Genomic DNA, 19,471 nt, shown 5'->3' with positions numbered 1-19,471 from the left:
CTCGCAGTGAGCACACCTACTGCTCGCGCAAGAACCGACCCGCATCCGCGAACGCCCGTGCTCGACGCGTCAGCGTGGGTGGCGCGGGCGGCTCACCTCGCCACAGGCGGTAGAGGGTACTCATGCTGAGGATGAGTCGTTCCGGTGAGTCCCAGTGGGCGTACTGCCCGAATTCGCGTGATTTCAATAGGTTCAGGGCGGCCTCGGTCGATCCGAGCCCGGCGTCGAAGCAGCTCCGCCCCGCTTCCGCCACCCAGCTCCAGTAATGGCGAACAGCGCGAATCTCCGCGGTGCCGCACAGAGGTCCGTGGCCGGGAACGTAGACGTCTGCATCGAGTTCGAGAAGGTGGTCGAGGGCATCGATCCAGTTCTGCAGAGGCCCGTGCCAGAGCACCGGAGTGGCGTCGATGAACAACAGGTCACCGGCGAACACGACGCCGACGTCGGGCAGATGAGCGATGAGGTCGCCCTCGGTGTGCGCTGGTCCCAGATAGCTCAGATGGACGGATCGGCTTGCGACGTCGATTGTTTCGATGGTTTCGAAGGTGTGGTCGGGTAGCCGCGGCAGTGCGCTGGGGAAGGTGGCACCCCCTCGAACTCGGTTCATGTACGAGCCCATTGCTCCGAGCGGTCCTGGCACCCACCCGACCTTGCCGCCGAAGGACGCGAACGCGTCCACCCCTTTCGGTGGTGTCTCCTCCTTCATGGCGTGCAGCGACGCGGCGCTGGTGGTGATGCGCGCAGAGGCGGGAACCGAGTCGTTTCCCCACCAATGATCGCCGTCGGAGTGGGTGTTGAGCACTTCGGTGATCGGCGCGTCTGCGACCAGGTCTGCCGTATCGGCGGCCACGCGCGCTGCCCAATTCGTGTCCCAGACGGTGTCGATCAGCATCGACGCGGAGCCGGGCGCCACGATGAGTCCGGTGTTGGTCTGTCCCCAACTGCCCGGCGGCCGCATGAAAGCCCAGGTCCCGTCGGCGATCTGCCGGTATCCAACCTCTGTGTCCGTCACTGCCCCAGGCTAGCCGGTGAGCAACTCGTGCACGCGCGAGTCCCATCTTCGCTCCGGGAAGCATCTGTTCAGTACCTCGATCATGATCGGCACGGCCGTCGATGCCCCAGGGGATGCACCGAGGACGGATGCGATGCTGCCGTCCTGTGAGACAACCACTTCGGTGCCGAACCGCAGTTCGCCGTTCTTGACGATCTGGGCACGCTGACCGGCACTGACGATCGACCAGTCTTCCGAATCGGCACTCGGCGCGAACTCACGTAGTGCGGCAATTTTCTTCGCTCGGGTGGCGGTCAACTCGGAGAGCAGCAGCCTGATCAATGGCGTGTTGGCCCGGGCCATCGACACCAGCGATCCAACATTGTCTCGGCTGATCGAACGCGGAAGGTCCAGCAGCGATCCGTGTTTCAGGAATTTGGGATTCGCTCCTGCGTACGGGCCGAAAAGAATGGAGCGCTGCCCGTCGACTATGCGAGTGTCCAGATGCGGAACCGACATCGGTGGCGCGCCGATGGGCGGCGTCCCATACACCTTGGCGTTGTGGCGATCGACCACCTCGCTCCGGTCGCAGCGCAGAAATTGCCCACTGATCGGCAACAGCCCGAAGCCGTGCGCATCGGGAATTCCGGCTCTGCGCAGTAACTTCAGGGCCCAACCCCCGGCACCGAGGAACACGAATCGGGCGCGCTCCACCGGTCGACCACCTCGAACGTCGAGTCGCCAAGATCCATCTCGATTCTGCGAAAGGTCACGTACTTCCCGTCCGGTTTCCACGCTTGCCCCTGCCATTGTCATGGCGTCGAACATCTGTCGCGTCGCTGCGCCGAAGTCGACGTCGGTACCCGTTACGTCTCGGGTCGCAGCCCAGCTACCGGTGCGGCCCTCGGCCACCAGCGGTGACCATTGCTGCAGGACTGCAGCGTCTTCGGTGTACTCCATCGCCTCGAACAACGGGTGCGTTCGCAGCGCACGATGCCTTGCGCGGAGGAATTCGACGTTGCCGGAACCCTGGACGAGAGTCATGTGCGGCACAGGACGTACGAACTCGGCCTGGGGCAACGCCGACCAGAAACGCCGGGTCGTTGTGAACTGCTCGGCGATACCCACTGCCCGGTCGATGTCGACAGAACCGTCGGATCGCATTGTTGTGTAGTTGGTTTCGCACAGACCGGCATGCCCGGTTCCGGCGTTGTTCCACCCATCGGTTGCTTCCGCCGCCACCCGAGGAAGGCGCTCGAGCACCCGAATCGACCAGGTCGGTTCCAATTTCTGCAGCAGCGTCCCGAGTGTTGCGCTCATGATTCCGCCGCCCACAAGAATGACGTCGTCCACCGTCCGCCCCCACTTTCTCGTACTAAGTACGAGTCACGCTAGCACCGACTCGTACACCTGTATAGTTCTGCCGATGCCACGCCTGAGCAGGACTGCGGTCGTCGACGCCGCTCTCGACGTCGCATATCGCCATGGCCTGGACTCGCTCACCATCCGCAAGATCGCCACCGAACTCGGCGTCTCACCGATGGCGATCTACTGGCATGTGAAGAACAAGGACGAGCTGCTCGATGCCATGGGTGACCGCGTCTGCCAGGACCTCGAACTCACCTTTGATCCCACCGCCCCGTGGTGGCAGCAGCTACGCACCGTGCTCGCAGACTTCATGCAGGCCTTGCGAGCCCACCCGGGCGCAGCCGACATAGTTGTTCCTCGAATGTTGTTTTCCCCCAACAGCAGAGAGGCCATGGAGTTGGCGTTGAAGGCTCTCGGCGAGGCCGGTTTCTCCCTTCCCGACGCCACCCATCTGGCCCGCCACGGCGTCCGGGTCGCCATCTCGCTCGTCACCGAGCCCTTGTTCACCGGTGTCGAGGTCGAGCCCGAGCGTCGGGCACACGTCGAGCGGGAGGTGGCCTCGACGATGGAATCACTCGATCCCGTCAGATTCCCGAACATTCTGGCGTCGGCCGAACACCTCGGCGATCCAACCTCCCGTCCGGCATTCGAGAAGCTCGGGCTCGACACGTATATCGCCGGCGTCAGAGCACTCGCCGACACCCCTGACGTTTCGTCCTGATCGATCGCGACACGCTGGACATGTCGTCAGGTGGCGAACTGTCGTCCGTGGGTGCACGCTTTGCAGAACCGAAAACAGTCGACGCTAGGGGTTCAGTGATGACGGTGCCTGTCCTGCAGAACTACATCGACGGGGCGTTCGTGACGCCCTCGGGCACCGAGATGCTCGATGTGATCAGCCCGGTGGACGAGACGGTCGTCGCCCACTCCCCCATCTCCGATGCGGCCGACGTCGAAGCCGCAATGTCGGCCGCCGCCAGCGCATTCGAGACCTGGGGCAAGACGACGCCGAGTGAGCGGCAGAAGGTGCTGCTGAAGCTCGCCGACGCCATCGAGGCGCACAGCGACGAGATCGTCGAGGCGCAGAGCCGCAACACCGGTCAGCCCAAGGCCACCATCGCCGCCGAGGAAGTCACGGTCGGGGCGGATCAGATTCGATTCTTCGCCGGTGCCGCCCGGATGCTCGAGGGTAAGTCCGCGGGCGAGTACATGGACGGCTTCACTTCTTACGTGCGCCGCGAACCGATCGGAGTCGTCGGCCAGGTGACCCCGTGGAACTACCCGTTCATGATGGCGATCTGGAAGATCGGGCCCGCCTTGGCCGCCGGCAACACGATCGTGCTCAAGCCCAGTGACACCACTCCCGAAAGCACGCTGGTGTTGGCGAAGCTGTCCAAGGGCATCGTTCCCGACGGCGTACTCAACGTTGTCCTCGGCAACGGCGGCACCGGTGCCGCGATCGTCGAGCACAAGACTCCAGGCCTGGTGTCGATCACCGGATCCGTACGCGCCGGCATCGCGGTGGCAGTGGCCGCCGCCAAGCAACTCAAGCGCGCGCACCTCGAACTCGGTGGCAAGGCACCGGCAATCGTCTTCGACGACGTCGACATTGCCAAGGCCGCCGACGGTATCGCCGAGGCCGCGTTCTTCAATGCCGGTCAGGACTGCACCGCCGTCACCCGCGTCCTGGTACACGAGTCGGTCCACGACACCCTCGTCGATGCGCTTGTCGCCAAGGCGAAAACGCTAAAAGTCGGCCTCCCCGACGATCCCGACACTTTCCTCGGACCACTCAACAACATCAACCACTTCGGGCAGGTGAGCGCCAAGGTCGACGGGATCGGTGCCCATGCCACCATCGTCACCGGCGGCAAGCGCATCGGCGACAAGGGTTTCTTCTTCGAGCCCACGATCATCACGGGCGTGCAGCAGTCCGATCCCATCGTGCAGGAGGAAACGTTCGGGCCGGTTCTCACGGTCCAGAAGTTCTCCGACGAGGCCGAGGCGATCGCGCTCGCCAACGACGTCGACTTCGGTCTTGCATCGAGCGTGTGGACATCCGATCACGCACGCACACTTCGGGTCTCGGCAGCTCTCGACTTCGGTGCCGTCTGGGTCAACTGCCACATCCCGTTGGTCGCGGAAATGCCGCACGGCGGATTCAAGTACTCCGGTTACGGCAAGGACCTCTCGGCGTACGGCGTCGAGGACTACACCCGAATCAAGCACGTCATGAGCTCGACGGAGACCATCGCATGACTTCTCATCCCCTCGACCCACTGTCCAGCGACGAATTCGCCGCCGTAGCCGAGGTTCTCGGCCGCGATCACGGCGTCGGCGACGGTTGGCGCTACGCCTCCATCGAGATGATCGAACCGTCCAAGCCCGAAATCGCCGCGTTCGACGCGGACGGGACCGTACCTGCCCGTCGAGCAGTCTCGGTGGTGTTGAACCGCGCCGAGAACAGCACCTTCAAGGCCGTGGTGTCACTGGACGATCGCACCACCGAATCGTGGACGAACATTCCGGACGTGCAACCCAACTTCACCGTCGACGAGTGGGAGGAGGCCGACGCGGCCTTGCGTGCCCACCCCGATGTGATTGCCGCCCTTGCCGATCGAGGTATCACCGATCTGGATCTGGTGTTCATGGACACCTGGACCTACGGCGAGGCGGTGACGCCCGAGAAGTACAAGGGTCGACGCCTCGGCTGGTCCGATACGTGGGTCAAGGCCGCGGAGGGTGCCAATCCCTACGCCGGTCCGGTCGGCGGGTTCCACTGCGTCATCGACGTGAACACGATGGAATTACTCGAGATCGAGGACACGTATCGCGTCGAGCGGCCGGAGATCATGGGTGAGTACGTCCCACGCCACATTCCGGAGCGAATCAGGAACGCGAGCACCCGTCCGCCGCTGAAGCCCCTCGAGATCACTCAATCCGACGGCCCGTCGTTCGAGCTCGACGGCAACAAGCTGACGTGGCAGAACTGGTCGCTGCGCGTCGGGTTCAACTACCGCGAGGGCATGACGCTGCACGCCATCAGCTACAACGACAACGGAAATGTTCGCTCCGTTGCGAATCGAATGTCGTTCGCGGAGATGGTCGTTCCGTATCGCGATCACACCGAGGATCACTATCGGCGTACCGCGTTCGACATCGGCGAGTGGGGTCTCGGTTTCATGACCACCTCGCTCGAGCTCGGCTGCGACTGCCTCGGCGAGATCCGCTACCTCGACGCGGTACTGCACAACAGCAAGGGCGAGCCGTACACGATCACCAACGCGATCTGTATCCACGAGGAAGACAACGCCGTGCTGTGGAAGCACGTCGATCACGATGCCGGAGCCGAGGTGCGCCGCATGCGTCGCCTCACGGTCAGCTTCCACGCAACGGTCGCCAACTACGAGTACCTCGTCTACTGGCGGTTCTACCAGGACGGCAACATCGAGTGCGAGGTGCGCGCGACCGGCATCATGGTCGTCACTCACTTCGACGAAGGTGGCACGCATCCGTCGGGCACGCTGGTCGACAACCGTACGTACGCGCCGTATCACCAGCACTTTCTCGTCGCCCGGCTCGATCTGGACATCGACGGCACCGAGAACACCGTGTATTCCAGTGAGACGCAACGGGTTCCGATGGGTCCCGACAATCCGTACGGCCTCGCCCTCACTCAGGTCAACACTCCCCTGACCACCGAGTCGGAGGGCAAGCAGGATTACGACTGGAACACCCAGAAGGCGTGGAAGGTCGTCAACGACAACGTCACCAACGGTCTCGGCACTCGTCCCGCCTACAAGTTGGTGCCGGGAGCGGCAATTCCGTCGATGTTCGATCCTGCGTCGCCGATCTTCCAGCGCGCCCAGGTGATCGGACATACCGTGTGGGTTACCCCCAACTCACCCGACGAGCGTTGGCCCAGTGGTGAATTCGTCAACCAGAGCGGGATCGACCACGGCCTGCCGGAGTGGACCGAAAAGGATCGAAGCATCGAGAACACCGATGTCGTCGTCTGGTACACCTTCGGTATCCACCACATCACCCGGCCGGAGGACTGGCCGGTGATGCCCGCGGACACCGTCTCGTTCTGGCTCAAACCGTTCGGATTCTTCGATCGCAATCCCTCTCTCGACGTTGTGGCGTCGGAGCCGAAGTCGTGCCATACCGATCCCGGTAGCACCTGCCATTAGCTCGCCCAACCTCAGGGAAGGTCCGCCCATGCGTCTGATCGTGGGGTACCAGGCAACATCGAGTGGAGCGGACGGAATAGCCCTGGGGGCAACGCTCGCGCGTTCTTTGCAGGCATCGCTGGACATCTGCCTGGTGCTGCCGCAGGAGCGTCCGGTGCCGTCCAAGGCTCCGGTCGAGGCGGCCTACGACGACATCTTGATCGACCAGGCCACGAGCTGGCTGGACGAGGCACTGAAATTGGTGCCCGAGGACGTCGGGGCTCGTACTCACCTGCTGTTCGACGAGTCCTTCGCGCAGGGTCTGCTCGACGCAGTCCGAGAATTCGATGCGTACATGATCGTCGTCGGGGCGGCCGGTGACGGTCTGCTCGGACGCCATTCGATCGGTACCGTCACCAGCGATCTGCTGCACGTAGCGCACGTGCCGCTCGCGCTGGCTCCGCGGGGATATCGGCATTCTCCGCCGCAGCGCGTCCGGGAGATCACCTGCGCCATCGGAAACAGGCCGGGTGCAGCGGAACTCGTCGAGGCAGCAACCGACCTGTCTGCCACCGCCGAGCTGCCGCTGCGCTTGCTGTCCCTCGTTTCCGCAGACGAGCAATCGGTACGGGGGCCAGGCGGACTCGCCAAGGCCGAGGATCTCCTGCGCACCGTGCAAGCGGAATTGCCCGCGGGGTCGGACGTGCAGTCGATGGTGGCGGAGGGCTCCGGTATCGAGAAGGCCGCTTCTTCGCTCGACTGGCACGACGGCGACGTGTTGATGGTGGGCTCGTCTCGACTCGCGCAGCCTCACCGGCTCTTTCTGGGATCGGTTGCCGCCAAGATGCTGCGGGTCGTTCCTGTTCCGATGATCGTTGTTCCGAGAGAGGCCGGCGATGAATGAGCACAAGGTAGTGGATGTCGAGTCCAAGGGCCTGTCCGCGGGCCAGCTCGGGCTGCTCGCCAGTGTCGTGCTGGGTATTTCGACCATCGCACCCGCATACGCGCTGACGGCATCGCTCGGCCCGACGGTCACCGAGGTCGGGGTGCACCTTCCGGCGATCTTCATCGTCGGCTTCATCCCGATGTTGTTGGTGGCGTTGGGCTATCGAGAGCTCAACGCGGCCGAACCCGACAGCGGTACGTCCTTCACGTGGGCGTCCAAGGCCTTCGGCCCCTACGTCGGCTGGATGGGCGGGTGGGGTCTGATCGCGGCCACCATCATCGTGCTCTCGAACCTGGCCGGGGTGGCCGTCGACTTCTTCTACCTCTTTCTCGCGCAGGTCACCAGCAACGATTCGGTGGCCGACCTCACCGGCAACAAGCTCGTCAACATCGTCACGTGTCTGGTGTTCATGGCTCTGTCCGCGTGGCTGTGCTACCGCGGCATGCAGGAGACCAAGCGCGTTCAGTACACGATGCTCGGTTTCCAGTTGCTGGTGATGGCGTGGTTCATCGTCGCCGCCTTCGTCAAGATCGGGGCGGGCGACGGGGCCGACGACATCTCGTTCGGCCTGGATTGGTTCGACCCGTTCGGCATTCCCAGCTTCTCGGCATTCACTGCCGGCCTGTCGTTGTCGATCTTCATGTACTGGGGCTGGGACGTCTGTCTGACGGTCAACGAGGAAACGGCCGGTAGCGCAAAGATTCCCGGCCGTGCAGCTCTGGTGACCGTGTTCTTCATCATCGTGTTGTATTTGCTCACCGCGGTCGCCACCCTGCTGTTCGCCGGCACCGGAGAGACCGGAAACGGACTGCAGAATCCGGACACCACCGACAACGTGTTCGCGGCTCTCGCCGGGCCGGTGATGGGACCGTTCGCGGTTCTGCTCTCGCTCGCGGTACTCAGTAGCTCGGCCAGTTCGTTGCAGGCCACGTTCATCTCACCGGCGCGCACTCTGCTGGCGATGGGTCACTATCAGGCACTGCCGAAGCGGTTCGCTTCCATCACACCGCGATTCAGTACTCCAGGATTCGCGACGCTGGTGGCGGGTGGCGCATCGGCCGGCTTCTACGCTGTGATGCGAGTGGTGAGCGACAACGTACTCACCGATACCATCGCCGCACTCGGCCTGATGATCTGTTTCTATTACGGCATCACGGCCTTCGCCTGCGTCTGGTACTTCCGAGAGGAATTGTTCACCAGCACGCGCAACGTGTTCTTCAAGTTCCTCGCGCCGCTCCTCGGCGGGGTCGGGATGGCTGTGGTGTTCGTACAGACCTCGGTCGATGCGTGGGATCCCGAGTTCGGCAGCGGCTCATCGTTGTTCGGCATCGGAATGGTCTTCCTCATCGGCGTGGGGATCATCCTTCTCGGCATCGTCATCATGTTGGTGGTGGCGCTACGCAAGCCGGAGTTCTTCAAGGGCGACATTCTCCGCCGCGACACTCCGTCGCTGATCGTGGAGGACTGACTCGGAGCCATTGTTCAGAGCTGCCGCGCCTCTCAGATCTCCTCCGCCTCGAAGCGCGCGTCGCGCTTGCGCATCTGCCGGATGATCAGTGCAACAACGCCGCCCCCGATCACGGCGCCCACGACAGCGCCTGCCCACGAGCTCACCTGCGAGTAGACATCAGGCTGCAGCCTGACGAGGACTCCGACGTAGCCGGCTGCTGCGATCACACCGACGATGATCCCTCGGAGCCGCCCGGCCTTTGCTGCGGTGTAGATGTTCACTCCGCGGACCGCCGAATAGCCGATCGTTGCACAGCTGATGAGCGTGAAGACGACGAGAATGCCCAGCGCTATCCACGCTCCGGTCGTGTTCGCCGCCCAGGGCAGAATTGCACCGCCGATGAGCGCAGCCCAGAGGAACAGCTGAAAACCGATGGCGGAGGCCTCGTTCCACACGTCCCGCTGGCGTTCGTCGTCGTAGAACTCGTCGTCCAGATCGCCGATGATTCGCATGGTCTTGATGAATGCACTCATGTCACTCCTCGTTTCCGAACAATGTCTCGACAGTGGTGTCCAACGCCGCGGCCAGCTTCAGTGCCAGGTAGACGCTCGGTGCGTAGTCGCCGCCTTCGACGGAGACGATGCTCTGCCTGGACACTCCGCAGGCCTTTCCGAGCTCCGCCTGGGTCAGCCGCGCCGCTTTCCGGTGTTCACGCACCGCGTTGGTCCTCAGCGCGTTGTTCATAACAAAAGTCAAGCTGACTTGTCAGAAAATGTCAAGCCTTCTTGTCACAAGCAATGGCGCGGCGTCGCTACCGCGGATCGAGCCCCCTCAGGAGCGCCTGCAGCCCGAACTCGAAGGCATCCTCGGATCGCTCGCGCAGATCTCCCGCGGCGTCCAGCGCAGCTTTCAGTTCCGGTTCCACGTCGCGGCCGCTGCGCCACGGCGCCTCGGGAGCCGCCAGATCCAGGGCCGAACCGAGCACGTAACTGTCGAGCACGGTGATGATGCGGAGCACGTCGGCAGGCTCGAAGCCGGCTTCTGCCAGCACCCGCGCCAACGTGTTGTACATCCCGAACGCAGCGCTGCTGTTCACGGCCTGAGCCGTCAGCAAGGGAATCAGTCGTGGGTAGCGCCCGTAACTGTTTCGATACCCGCGCGCGATCCAGGCGAGCGCCTCGCGCCACGGCATACCAGCCTCCGGCATCTCTACCTCGGACATCGCGCGACCCCGCAGCAACTCGATGATCTCGTCGCGTCCGGACACGTGGTTGTAGAGCGAGGACGGGCTGACTTTCAGCTTCTTGGCCAGCTGAGGCATGGTGAATCCGCCCGACTCCTCGACGAGAGCCAGGGCTGCCGTCGTGATGCGATCGACGTCGAGAAGCGGTGCCGACGGTCTTCCCACAGCAATTCTCCCGTATCCGTTGCGTTCGAGGCAGACATCAACGATACTTAACGAATCACATTCGTTTTAACAGGAGACCGGCATGCTGACCATCACCAATCTCACGCCTCCCGAGGCACCGATTCGGACCACCCCGACCGATCGGCCGCCACTGCGGGTCGGCCTGGTGCAACATCGCTGGAATCCGGACCCCGCAGCATCGAAAAGAGAACTGCTAGAGGCTATTTCCACAGCCGCCGGCCTCGGGGCACAGGTCGTCTTCCTGCCCGAGATCACTCTGCTGCGCTACCCGGCCGACACCCCCGCAGGCGCAGATCCCGGCAGCGCGGCCGAGGATCTGCTGACCGGGCCCACCTTCGGCCTGGCCGCCGAGGCCGCCGCCGCCAACGGCATCGTGGTCCATGCCTCGCTGTACGAGAAGTCCGAGGCGGCAGACGGATTGGGCTTCAACACCTCCATCATGGTCTCCGCCTCCGGCGAACTGCTGGCCAGAACCCGCAAGCTGCACATCCCCATCTCGGCCGGCTATTACGAGGACACCTACTTCCGCCCCGGCCCGGCCGAGGACCCGTACCCCGTCTATTCACCGGAGCAACTCGGCGGTGCCCGAGTGGGTCTACCCACCTGCTGGGACGAGTGGTTTCCCGAGGTCGCGCGTAGCTATGCACTCGGTGGCGCAGAGATACTCGCGTATCCGACGGCCATCGGGTCCGAGCCGTCGTTCCCGGCATTCGACACCCAGCCGCTGTGGCAGCACGTGATCGTTGGACACGGAATTTCCAACGGCCTGTTCATGGTGGTGCCCAACCGGTGCGGCGACGAGGGCGAGATCACGTTCTACGGGTCGTCGTTCATCTCGGATCCTTACGGCCGCATCCTGGTTCAGGCACCGCGCGACGAACCAGCTGTGCTCGTCGCAGATCTCGATCTCGATCAGCGGCGAGAATGGTTGGAGCTCTTCCCGTTTCTGCTCACTCGTAGACCGGACACCTACTCGCGCCTGACCGAGCCGGTACGCTCGGACGCCCCCTACGGCGACGGACACGCTGCGACGCCGGTGATCAAATGACTACGGCAGCAACGCAATACATCATGCCGTCCGAGACGGCACCGCAGGACAAGGTCTGGATGGCGTTCCCGTGCGAGGGCTACTCCCTCGGCGACGACCCGGCGGCCAAGCACGAGGCCCGCTCCACCTGGGCGGCCGTCGCGCACGCGGTAGCGGAGTTCGAGCCGGTGACCGTTGTCGTCGATCCGGCCGAGCGTGCGGTGGCCGCGACCTACCTTTCTCGCGATATCGACATCGTCGAGGCACCGCTGAACGATGCGTGGATGCGCGACATCGGCCCGACATTCGTTCATTTGGATGACGGTTCGGTTGCTGCCGTCGACTGGATCTTCAACGGCTGGGGCGCACAGGACTGGGCGCAGTGGGACAAGGATTGCCGCATCGGCGAGTTCGTCGCCGATCAGGCTGCGGTGCAGCGGATTACCTCTCCCATGGTCAACGAGGGCGGCGGCATTGCGGTCGACGGCGCAGGCACGGTTCTGGTCACCGAAACCGTGCAACTCGATCCCGGTCGTAATCCGAGCCTGACGAAAGCACATATCGAGGCCGAGCTGGCGCGGACCATCGGTGCGCAGCACGTCATCTGGCTGCCACGCGGGCTGACGCGTGATTCCATGCGGTTCGGCACTCGCGGCCACGTCGACATCGTTGCAGCCATTCCGTCACCGGGAACGGTTCTGGTGCACAGTCAACGAGACCAGGCTCACCCTGATCACGCGGTCAGCGCACTGATCATCGATACCTTGCGCGCCACACACAGTGGCTCGGGCGAAGACTGGAACATCGTCGAGGTGCCGGCTCCGCAGACGTTGCGGGATTCGGACGGATTCGTCGACTACAGCTACATCAATCATCTCGTCGTCAACGGCGGCGTGATTGCCTGCAGCTACGACGATCCGGCCGACAGCGAGGCGGTGGCGATCCTGCGCGACGCCTATCCAGGGAGAAAGGTGGTGAGCGTGGACGCGCGGCCGCTGTTCGAGAGAGGCGGTGGCATCCACTGCATCACCCAGCACCAGCCATCGGTGCGCGACCTCGGCTGACAGCCGGGCTTACGAGCTGCGTCGAACTTCCAACTGCTCGCCGACGACGGCGGGCTGCGCCTCGGTCACGCAGTCCAAGCGTCCATCGAGACGCAGTGACACGTTGTACTCGCCCGGCTTGAGGGCGAATGTGACGATGTCGATGCTCGAGATGTTCTCACCGACGGTGACGCGGTGGCTCAACGACAGCATGCCGTTGTGCAGAATCTCGCACATCTGTCCCGGCAGGACGTTGTCGACGTGAACGGTGATGGTCTTGGGTCCGCCGTGAACCTCGATGGTGGGCTGCGGCGTGCTCGATCCAACGAGTCTGAGGTAGCTCTTGTCTCTGCGCACGGCCTCGACTTCCCTGTTAGCGTGCTCCACCGTGAGGTGAACGTCCGACGTGGTCTCGTTGGTACTTCGTGGCGCGACGAAGGGCGGATTGGTAGTGCACATCGTCATCGGCCTCGAACCGAGCCTCTCTTATCATCGGGCGCACGCTCGACCACGTTACGAACCCGCGCCCGACCAGCCCTGCAACAGCCGCTGACACCGGACAAACGTGATGTCATCGGACAGAACATACCTCCCGGACGGCAGATCTGCGAACGGACTGATCGAAACCGAGACCTTTACGTATCTTTGCGACGTGTCACCCCAGGTCTGGGACAATCCACATGATGCCGGTCATTTGCTTGGGTCGAACCCGAGCAGTTCGGCTCTGTCGGCGGCAAGCTCGGTCTCGCGCACCTGACGCCGCCGATTCTTGATACCCACCACTCCAGCGGCGAGCCCCACCGGCGCACCGATCGCAGCCCCGATCCACAAGAACTGAAGGTTGCCGCCGCCGTAGTGAGCCAGGAGGCGAAGAGCCGCTCCTGCACCGGCGAGAAAGAAGAGCAGTCCGGCGAACGCTATCCGCGAGCGTCGAAGTTTCTGCGCGGCGTACATGTCGACCCCTCGCACCCTGGCGTATCCCGATACCACCAGGGACACGGACATCAGCACGAGGAACAGCCCGAGCGCAATCCACGCCCCGGTGACACCCGCCGCGAACGGCAGCACCGCGCCACTGATCAGTCCGATCCACAGCAAGGACTGAAATCCGACGGCAGAGGCCTCGTTCCAGATGTCGCGTTGGAGCTCGTCGGCGTAGAACTCGTCGTCGAGGTCGCCGATGAATCGGGATGCTGTGACGAATGCACTCATGATCGACCTTTCTCTTGGGCTATGGACTAGGCAAAAGTCAACTCTGCTTGTCATAAAATGTCAAGGGTGATTGTCATTGGCCTGCTTTTACGTCGACGTAACGCGGGAAACAGACTCGTCACCGCGGAACATACCGTCGCAATAACTTCCCTTTACTGTTCGCAATCGCGAATACACCTCTGTATACAAACTCCGAAAGGGCCGTAGATGCCTGCTGTCTCGAAGCGCATGTCCGTCAAGCGCGTCATGGTCGTTCCCGCAGCTCTGGCTGCATTGAGCCTGGTCGCCACCGCCTGCGGCAGCAAGGCCGGCGACACCACCTCCGCCGAGGGCGGCGGCGGTGCCACAACCTCGTGCGTGGACACCTCTGGTGACACCATCAAGGTGGGCTCGCTCAATTCCCTGTCCGGCACCATGGCGATCAGCGAAGTGACAGTGCGTGATTCGATCGCACTGGCCGTCGAACAGATCAACGCAGCGGGCGGCGTCAACGGCAAGCAGATCGAGGTCGTCGCCGAGGATGGCGCGTCCGAGCCCACCGTGTTCGCCGAGAAGGCAGAGAAGCTCATCAGCAGCGATTGTGTTGCAGCAGTTTTCGGCGGTTGGACCTCGTCGAGCCGCAAGGCGATGCTGCCCGTGTTCGAGGACAACGACGCTTTGCTCTACTACCCCGTGCAGTACGAGGGCCTCGAGGCGTCGGACAACATCTTCTACACCGGTGCCACCACCAACCAGCAGATCATTCCGGCCCTGGACTACCTGAAGGAACAGGGCGTCAAGTCGCTCTACCTGGTCGGTAGCGACTACGTCTTCCCGCAGACGGCCAACCGCGAGATCAAGGCCTACGCCGCGGCCAACGGCATCGAGATCAAGGGCGAGGACTACACCCCGCTCGGCTCGACCGACTTCTCGACCATCGTCAACAAGGTGCGCTCCGCCGATGCCGATGCGGTGTTCAACACCCTCAACGGCGACTCGAACGTCGCATTCTTCCGCGAATACACCAACGCCGGCCTCAAAGCTGCTGACATGCCGGTCATCTCGGTGTCCATCGCCGAGGAGGAGGTGGCGGGCATCGGAGCTGCGAACATCGAGGGCCAGCTGACAGCCTGGAACTACTACCAGACCGTCGACTCCCCGGAGAACACCAAGTTCGTCGCCGACTACAAGGCGAAGTACGGTGCCGACAAGCCCACCTCGGATCCCATGGAGGCTGCCTACACCTCGGTCTACCTGTGGAAGAACACCGTCGAGAAGGCCGATTCCTTTGCGGTGGCCGACATTCAGGCCGCAGCCGATGGCGTCAGCTTCGCCGCTCCCGAGGGTGAGGTCGTCATCGACGGCGACAACCACCACATCTCCAAGACCGCCCGCATCGGTGAGATCCGCGCCGACGGACTGATCTACACGGTGTGGGAGTCCCCCGAAGCGATTGCACCCGACCCGTTCCTCGAGACCTACGACTGGGCCTCCGACCTCAACTGACCATCCCCTCGTGCGCGTTTTGCGTAGCTCTGGCTACGCAAAACGCGCACGAGCTCCGAAGGAGCTCCCCCATGGACGTCGTGATCGGACAGTTGTTCACCGGCCTGTCGATCGGATCCATTCTCTTGCTCGCCGCCCTCGGGCTCTCACTGACGTTCGGTCAGATGGGCGTCATCAACATGGCACACGGCGAGTTCATCATGGCCGGTTCCTACACGGCCTACGTTGTGCAGCAGATCGTCTCGACCGGCGGTGCCTCACTGTTCATCTCGCTGATCGTCGGCTTCCTCGTCGGCGGCGCGATGGGTGTGCTGCTCGAGGTGACGCTGATCCAGCGCATGTACCACCGCCCACTCGACACCCTGCTCGTGACGTTCGGCGTCGGGCTCATCCTGCAGCAGCTCGCACGCGACATCTTCGGCGCTCCGGCGGTCAACGTCGTCTCCCCGGAATGGCTGAGCGGCGGCGTCGACATTCTCGGTGCGGTGGTCCCCAAGACCAGAATCTTCATTCTCGTCCTCGCCGTCGTCGCCGTTGTCGCACTGTCGATAGCGCTGAAGAAGACCGCAATGGGTCGACGCATCCGCGCGGTGGTGCAGAATCGCGATCTGGCGGAGACCTCGGGCATCTCGAGCCGCAGGACCGACATCTCGACGTTCTTCCTCGGCTCCGGTCTGGCGGGCGTCGCAGGCGTGGCCCTGACTCTGATCGGATCCACCAGTTCGACTGTGGGACAGAGCTATCTGATCGACGCCTTCCTCGTGGTCGTCGTCGGCGGACTCGGCCAGATCAAGGGTGCCGTGATCGCCGCCTTCGCTCTCGGCATCCTCAACTCGTTCATCGAGTACAGCACCACGGCCTCGATCGCCAAGGTCATCGTGTTCGTCCTCATCGTGATCTTCCTGCAGGCCCGCCCGCAGGGCTTGTTCGCCGTCAAGACTAGGAGCCTGGTATGAGCGAGTTCATCGCCAAGCGCGGCGCTCTACTGGGATTCGCGCTCGCCGCGATCCTGCTGTTCGCCGTCGCTCCGGCCGTCCTCAGCGACTTCCGGTTGAATTTGCTGGGCAAGTTCATCTGCTACGCGATCGTGGCCGTCGGAATCGGATTGGCCTGGGGTCGAGGCGGAATGCTCACCCTCGGCCAGGGCGTGTTCTTCGGGATCGGTGCCTACATCATGGCCATGCACCTGAAGATCTCCGACGCCGATCTTCGTGGTGACGCCGTTCCGGACTTCATGTCCATCGCCGGTATCCGTGAATTGCCCTCGTACTGGCTGCCGTTCACCTCACCCATCACGACGATCCTGGGCATCCTGTTCGTGCCTGCCCTGGTGGCTCTGGTTCTCGGACTCGGTGTGTTCAAGCGCCGGGTCAAGGGCGCGTACTTCGCGATCCTCAGTCAGGCCCTGGCCGCGGCCTTCGCCATCCTGCTCATCGGACAGCAGAGTACCGGGGGTTCGAACGGGCTCAACAGGTTCCGCACGTTCTTCGGGTTCAACCTCAACGACCCCGCGAACAAGCAGATGCTCTTCTTCATCGCCGCAGGCGTGCTGCTCGCCGTCGTCGCCATCACCCGCCAGCTGATGTACTCGCGTTACGGCGAGCTGCTGGTGGCGGTGCGTGATCAGGAGGAGCGCGTGCGCTTCCTCGGTTACGACCCGGCCAACGTCAAGATCGTGGCGTACGTCGCCGCGGCCTTCTTCGCCGGTCTGGCCGGAGCACTGTTCGTTCCGATCGTCGGCATCATCTCCCCCAACGACGTCGGCATCGTCCCGTCCATCGCGTTCCTCATCGGCGTCGCCATCGGCGGCCGCACCACCCTTCTCGGCCCGGTCCTCGGTGCCCTCGGAGTCGCGTGGGCTCAGACCACGCTATCCGAGCAGTTCCCGTCCGGCTGGACGTACGCGCAGGGGCTGCTGTTCGTGGTGGTCGTCGGATTCTTCCCCGCCGGCATCGCCGGACTCTTCGCACTGCGCAAGCGAAAGCAGGAAGCCGAATCGGTCCCCGAATCGAGCGCAGAACCAGAGAAGGAACTCGCACGATGATCCATGTCGAAGGCCCGCAGCCTACGTTCGGCGGCAACGCCGGCATGTCCAGTCAGTACCTCGAAGTCCGAGATCTCACGGTCAGTTTCGACGGTTTCAAGGCCAACACGAACGTCGATCTGACACTGATGCAGGGCGATCTGCGCTTCCTCATCGGACCCAACGGTGCCGGCAAGACCACGCTGATCGACGCCATCACCGGTCTCGTTCCGGCGACCGGCTCGGTCACCAAATCCGGGGTGGAACTGCTGGGCAAGAAGGTGCATCAGATCGCTCGCCTGGGCATCGGTCGAACCTTCCAGACCGCCAGCATCTTCGAAAATCTGACGGTGTTGCAGAACCTGGACATCGCCGCCGGATCCGGACGATCGGTGCTGACGATGTTGCGTCGTCGAGGATCGGTGCTGCCTGCCATCGAGGAGGCCCTCGAGACCATCGGCCTGACAGCCGAACGGGACAAGGCCGCAGGGATCCTCGCGCACGGCCAGAAGCAGTGGCTCGAGATCGGAATGTTGTTGGTACAGAACGCCGATGTGCTCCTGCTCGACGAGCCGGTCGCCGGAATGAGCCACGAGGAACGCGAGGAGACGGGTCAGCTGCTGCAACGTATCGGCGGTGAGCGAACCGTAGTGGTGGTGGAGCACGACATGGACTTCATGCGGATGTTCGCCACCTCGGTGACGGTGTTGGCTGCCGGACGCGTTCTGGCCGAGGGCACCGTGGCCGAGGTCCAGGCCGATCCGAAAGTCCAAGAGGTCTATCTCGGCACCGCCGCGGCGGGCGAGGAACTCGAACAGATCGCAGAAGAGGGAGCCGGTCATGCTTGAACTGGTGGATGTGCGTACCGGTTACGGCCGCAGCGAAGTGATTCACGGTGCGTCGCTGACGGTTCCGGCCGACGGTGTGGCTGCGGTGATGGGCCACAACGGTGCAGGCAAGACGACGCTGTTGCGCGCAGCGGTCGGGTTGTTGAAGGTGAACTCCGGCAAGGTCATGTTCGACGGTGAGGATGTCAGTGCGTTGCGACCCAGCGCCCGCGTCGCCCGGGGCCTCGCCTACGTGCCGCAAGGTCAGCAGTCGTTCGGCCAGTTGACGACGGCCGAAAATCTGCAGGTGGTCGCCGACGGACGCAAGCGTGGCAAAGCTCTCGTCGACGAGGCACTCGATCTCTTTCCGGCGCTGAAGGAATTGCTCGGCCGCAGAGCAGGATTGCTCTCGGGTGGTCAACGCCAACAACTGGCCATCGCCCGCGCACTGATCACCGAACCTCGGATGCTGATCCTGGACGAGCCGACTGAGGGCATCCAGCCGTCGGTGGTCGCCGAGATCGAACGCACCATCCTCGAGCTCACCCGTCGCGGCGGACTCGGCGTGTTGTTGGTGGAACAGCACATCGGCTTCGCGTTGGAATCGGCTCAGAACTACTACATCCTCGAGGCCGGCCGCATCACGTCCACCGGCGTGGGCGGAGCCGAATCCGAGGCCGACGTACGCGCAGCCATGGCAATCTGACCGGACGAATGATGCCGCGCAAGGACCTTCGCGAGAAGGTCTACTCGTCGCTGCGCCGGGATCTTGTCTCCGGTGCCATCAGCTCCACGGAACGGCTCGGCGAGGAGCGTCTCGCGGAGCTGTACGGGGTCTCACGCACTCCCGTGCGGGAGGCACTGGCACGGTTGCAGGCCGACGGTCTCGTCACCCGTGACGAGGCCGGCCTGCATGCTTACCGCCCTCGACTGACCGACCTGCCCGATCTCTACGAGCTGCGGGCCACCCTCGAGGCCCGCGGCATCACGCGTTCGACGTCGCAGTCCTTCGATCGGGCCGCACTGTCGAACCTGTCGGCCACCTGGGTCGCGCTCCGCACCGACCCGCCCGACACCACCGACGACCTGGTGGCTCTCGACGAAAGCTTTCACGTGACATTGCTTGCAACGTCGGGTAATTCGGCACTCACCGATGCCCTGTGCACGGTCAATGCCAAGGTACGTCCGGTACGGATACTCGGTGGACTCGATGCATCGGCCGTCGTCTCGGCGATCGATCAGCACATCGACATCGTCGAGCACGTGTTGGCCGGAACCCTCGATACCGCTCTGGAACTACTTCTCGCCCACATCGAATCCTCGCGCGATCGAGTGGTCGAGCGTGCCCAGCACGCCGCGGCTCTGGCGGGTGCCGTCCGAATCTGACGCGTCAGACGCGACCCGCCAGGAGTGGAGCCTGCGGAACGACCCGACTAGCCCGACAGGAGTGGAGCCTGCGGATCGACCCGACTAGCCCGACAGGAGTGGAGCCTGCGGA

The 19,471-nt window shown here is 63.5% G+C and carries 20 protein-coding genes; 13 read left to right on the top strand and 7 right to left on the bottom strand.

Going from position 1 to position 19,471, the window contains the following annotated elements; all coding sequences use genetic code 11:
- Positions 1-16 precede the first annotated feature (16 nt).
- On the bottom strand, positions 17-1,012 hold the full coding sequence (locus ASG84_RS00500) for an MBL fold metallo-hydrolase (RefSeq protein WP_235581473.1): 996 nt from the start codon (positions 1,010-1,012) through the stop codon (positions 17-19).
- A 9-nt stretch (positions 1,013-1,021) separates the two neighbouring features.
- Positions 1,022-2,344, bottom strand: coding sequence for a malate dehydrogenase (quinone) (mqo, locus tag ASG84_RS00495; RefSeq protein ID WP_057475103.1), 1,323 nt, complete (start codon positions 2,342-2,344; stop codon positions 1,022-1,024).
- Positions 2,345-2,417: 73 nt separating this feature from the next.
- Here mqo and ASG84_RS00490 point away from each other — a divergent pair, with 73 nt between their 5' ends.
- The 5 genes from ASG84_RS00490 (at position 2,418) to ASG84_RS00470 (ending at position 8,945) form a co-directional block, all read left to right on the top strand.
- Positions 2,418-3,080, top strand: a complete 663-nt coding sequence (locus tag ASG84_RS00490) for a TetR family transcriptional regulator (RefSeq protein WP_057475102.1) — start codon at positions 2,418-2,420, stop codon at positions 3,078-3,080.
- Between the two features lie 98 nt (positions 3,081-3,178).
- A complete protein-coding gene (locus tag ASG84_RS00485) occupies positions 3,179-4,618 on the top strand; it encodes a gamma-aminobutyraldehyde dehydrogenase (protein WP_057475476.1) in 1,440 nt (479 codons plus the stop codon).
- Positions 4,615-6,552: a primary-amine oxidase gene (locus ASG84_RS00480; RefSeq protein ID WP_057475101.1), complete on the top strand. Its 1,938-nt coding sequence runs from the start codon at positions 4,615-4,617 to the stop codon at positions 6,550-6,552. Before ASG84_RS00485 ends, ASG84_RS00480 begins: the two co-directional genes overlap by 4 nt.
- Positions 6,553-6,580: 28 nt before the next feature.
- Positions 6,581-7,435: a universal stress protein gene (locus ASG84_RS00475; protein WP_057475100.1), complete on the top strand. Its 855-nt coding sequence runs from the start codon at positions 6,581-6,583 to the stop codon at positions 7,433-7,435.
- Positions 7,428-8,945, top strand: coding sequence for an APC family permease (locus tag ASG84_RS00470; protein WP_057475099.1), 1,518 nt, complete (start codon positions 7,428-7,430; stop codon positions 8,943-8,945). The genes ASG84_RS00475 and ASG84_RS00470 overlap by 8 nt, the downstream gene beginning before the upstream one ends.
- A gap of 32 nt (positions 8,946-8,977) precedes the next feature.
- Here the strand turns inward: ASG84_RS00470 and ASG84_RS00465 are convergent, their stop codons facing one another.
- From ASG84_RS00465 to ASG84_RS00455, 3 genes are all read right to left on the bottom strand, one after another.
- A complete protein-coding gene (locus ASG84_RS00465) occupies positions 8,978-9,460 on the bottom strand; it encodes a hypothetical protein (RefSeq protein WP_057475098.1) in 483 nt (160 codons plus the stop codon).
- Between the two features lies 1 nt (position 9,461).
- On the bottom strand, positions 9,462-9,671 hold the full coding sequence (locus ASG84_RS00460; RefSeq protein ID WP_057475097.1) for a helix-turn-helix transcriptional regulator: 210 nt from the start codon (positions 9,669-9,671) through the stop codon (positions 9,462-9,464).
- Between the two features lie 67 nt (positions 9,672-9,738).
- On the bottom strand, positions 9,739-10,335 hold the full coding sequence (locus ASG84_RS00455; RefSeq protein ID WP_057475096.1) for a TetR/AcrR family transcriptional regulator C-terminal domain-containing protein: 597 nt from the start codon (positions 10,333-10,335) through the stop codon (positions 9,739-9,741).
- Positions 10,336-10,417: 82 nt separating this feature from the next.
- Here ASG84_RS00455 and ASG84_RS00450 point away from each other — a divergent pair, with 82 nt between their 5' ends.
- Together ASG84_RS00450 and ASG84_RS00445 are read left to right on the top strand one after the other, a co-directional pair.
- Positions 10,418-11,404: a nitrilase-related carbon-nitrogen hydrolase gene (locus ASG84_RS00450; RefSeq protein WP_057475095.1), complete on the top strand. Its 987-nt coding sequence runs from the start codon at positions 10,418-10,420 to the stop codon at positions 11,402-11,404.
- Positions 11,401-12,447: an agmatine deiminase family protein gene (locus tag ASG84_RS00445; RefSeq protein ID WP_057475094.1), complete on the top strand. Its 1,047-nt coding sequence runs from the start codon at positions 11,401-11,403 to the stop codon at positions 12,445-12,447. The genes ASG84_RS00450 and ASG84_RS00445 overlap by 4 nt, the downstream gene beginning before the upstream one ends.
- A gap of 9 nt (positions 12,448-12,456) precedes the next feature.
- Here ASG84_RS00445 and ASG84_RS00440 read toward each other — a convergent pair whose 3' ends face one another.
- Together ASG84_RS00440 and ASG84_RS00435 are read right to left on the bottom strand one after the other, a co-directional pair.
- Positions 12,457-12,783, bottom strand: coding sequence for a hypothetical protein (locus ASG84_RS00440; RefSeq protein WP_156399329.1), 327 nt, complete (start codon positions 12,781-12,783; stop codon positions 12,457-12,459).
- Positions 12,784-13,116: 333 nt separating this feature from the next.
- Positions 13,117-13,638 (bottom strand): hypothetical protein, encoded by a 522-nt coding sequence (locus ASG84_RS00435; RefSeq protein WP_057475092.1) that lies wholly within the window; start codon positions 13,636-13,638, stop codon positions 13,117-13,119.
- A gap of 207 nt (positions 13,639-13,845) precedes the next feature.
- Between ASG84_RS00435 and urtA the strand changes: the two genes are divergently transcribed.
- The 6 genes from urtA to ASG84_RS00405 all read left to right on the top strand — a co-directional run bounded on the left by urtA (position 13,846) and on the right by ASG84_RS00405 (position 19,359).
- Positions 13,846-15,123, top strand: coding sequence for an urea ABC transporter substrate-binding protein (gene urtA / locus ASG84_RS00430; RefSeq protein WP_057475091.1), 1,278 nt, complete (start codon positions 13,846-13,848; stop codon positions 15,121-15,123).
- A gap of 71 nt (positions 15,124-15,194) precedes the next feature.
- Entirely contained in the window at positions 15,195-16,079 is an 885-nt protein-coding gene (urtB, locus tag ASG84_RS00425; protein ID WP_027498414.1) for an urea ABC transporter permease subunit UrtB, read from the top strand.
- On the top strand, positions 16,076-17,167 hold the full coding sequence (gene urtC, locus ASG84_RS00420; protein WP_057475090.1) for an urea ABC transporter permease subunit UrtC: 1,092 nt from the start codon (positions 16,076-16,078) through the stop codon (positions 17,165-17,167). The genes urtB and urtC overlap by 4 nt, the downstream gene beginning before the upstream one ends.
- Positions 17,164-17,994 carry an urea ABC transporter ATP-binding protein UrtD gene (gene urtD / locus ASG84_RS00415; protein WP_032380315.1) on the top strand — a complete coding sequence of 277 codons (831 nt, stop codon included), beginning with the start codon at positions 17,164-17,166 and terminating at the stop codon, positions 17,992-17,994. Before urtC ends, urtD begins: the two co-directional genes overlap by 4 nt.
- On the top strand, positions 17,987-18,679 hold the full coding sequence (urtE, locus tag ASG84_RS00410) for an urea ABC transporter ATP-binding subunit UrtE (protein ID WP_057475089.1): 693 nt from the start codon (positions 17,987-17,989) through the stop codon (positions 18,677-18,679). The genes urtD and urtE overlap by 8 nt, the downstream gene beginning before the upstream one ends.
- An 8-nt stretch (positions 18,680-18,687) precedes the next feature.
- The gene (locus tag ASG84_RS00405) at positions 18,688-19,359 is read left to right on the top strand and encodes a GntR family transcriptional regulator (RefSeq protein WP_442970888.1); all 672 of its coding nucleotides are present in this window, start codon (positions 18,688-18,690) and stop codon (positions 19,357-19,359) included.
- Positions 19,360-19,471 lie beyond the last annotated feature (112 nt).

Origin of the sequence: Rhodococcus sp. Leaf278 (assembly GCF_001426085.1) — a bacterium.
GTDB lineage: Bacteria > Actinomycetota > Actinomycetes > Mycobacteriales > Mycobacteriaceae > Rhodococcoides.
This window is presented reverse-complemented; position numbering and strand designations above follow the sequence as displayed.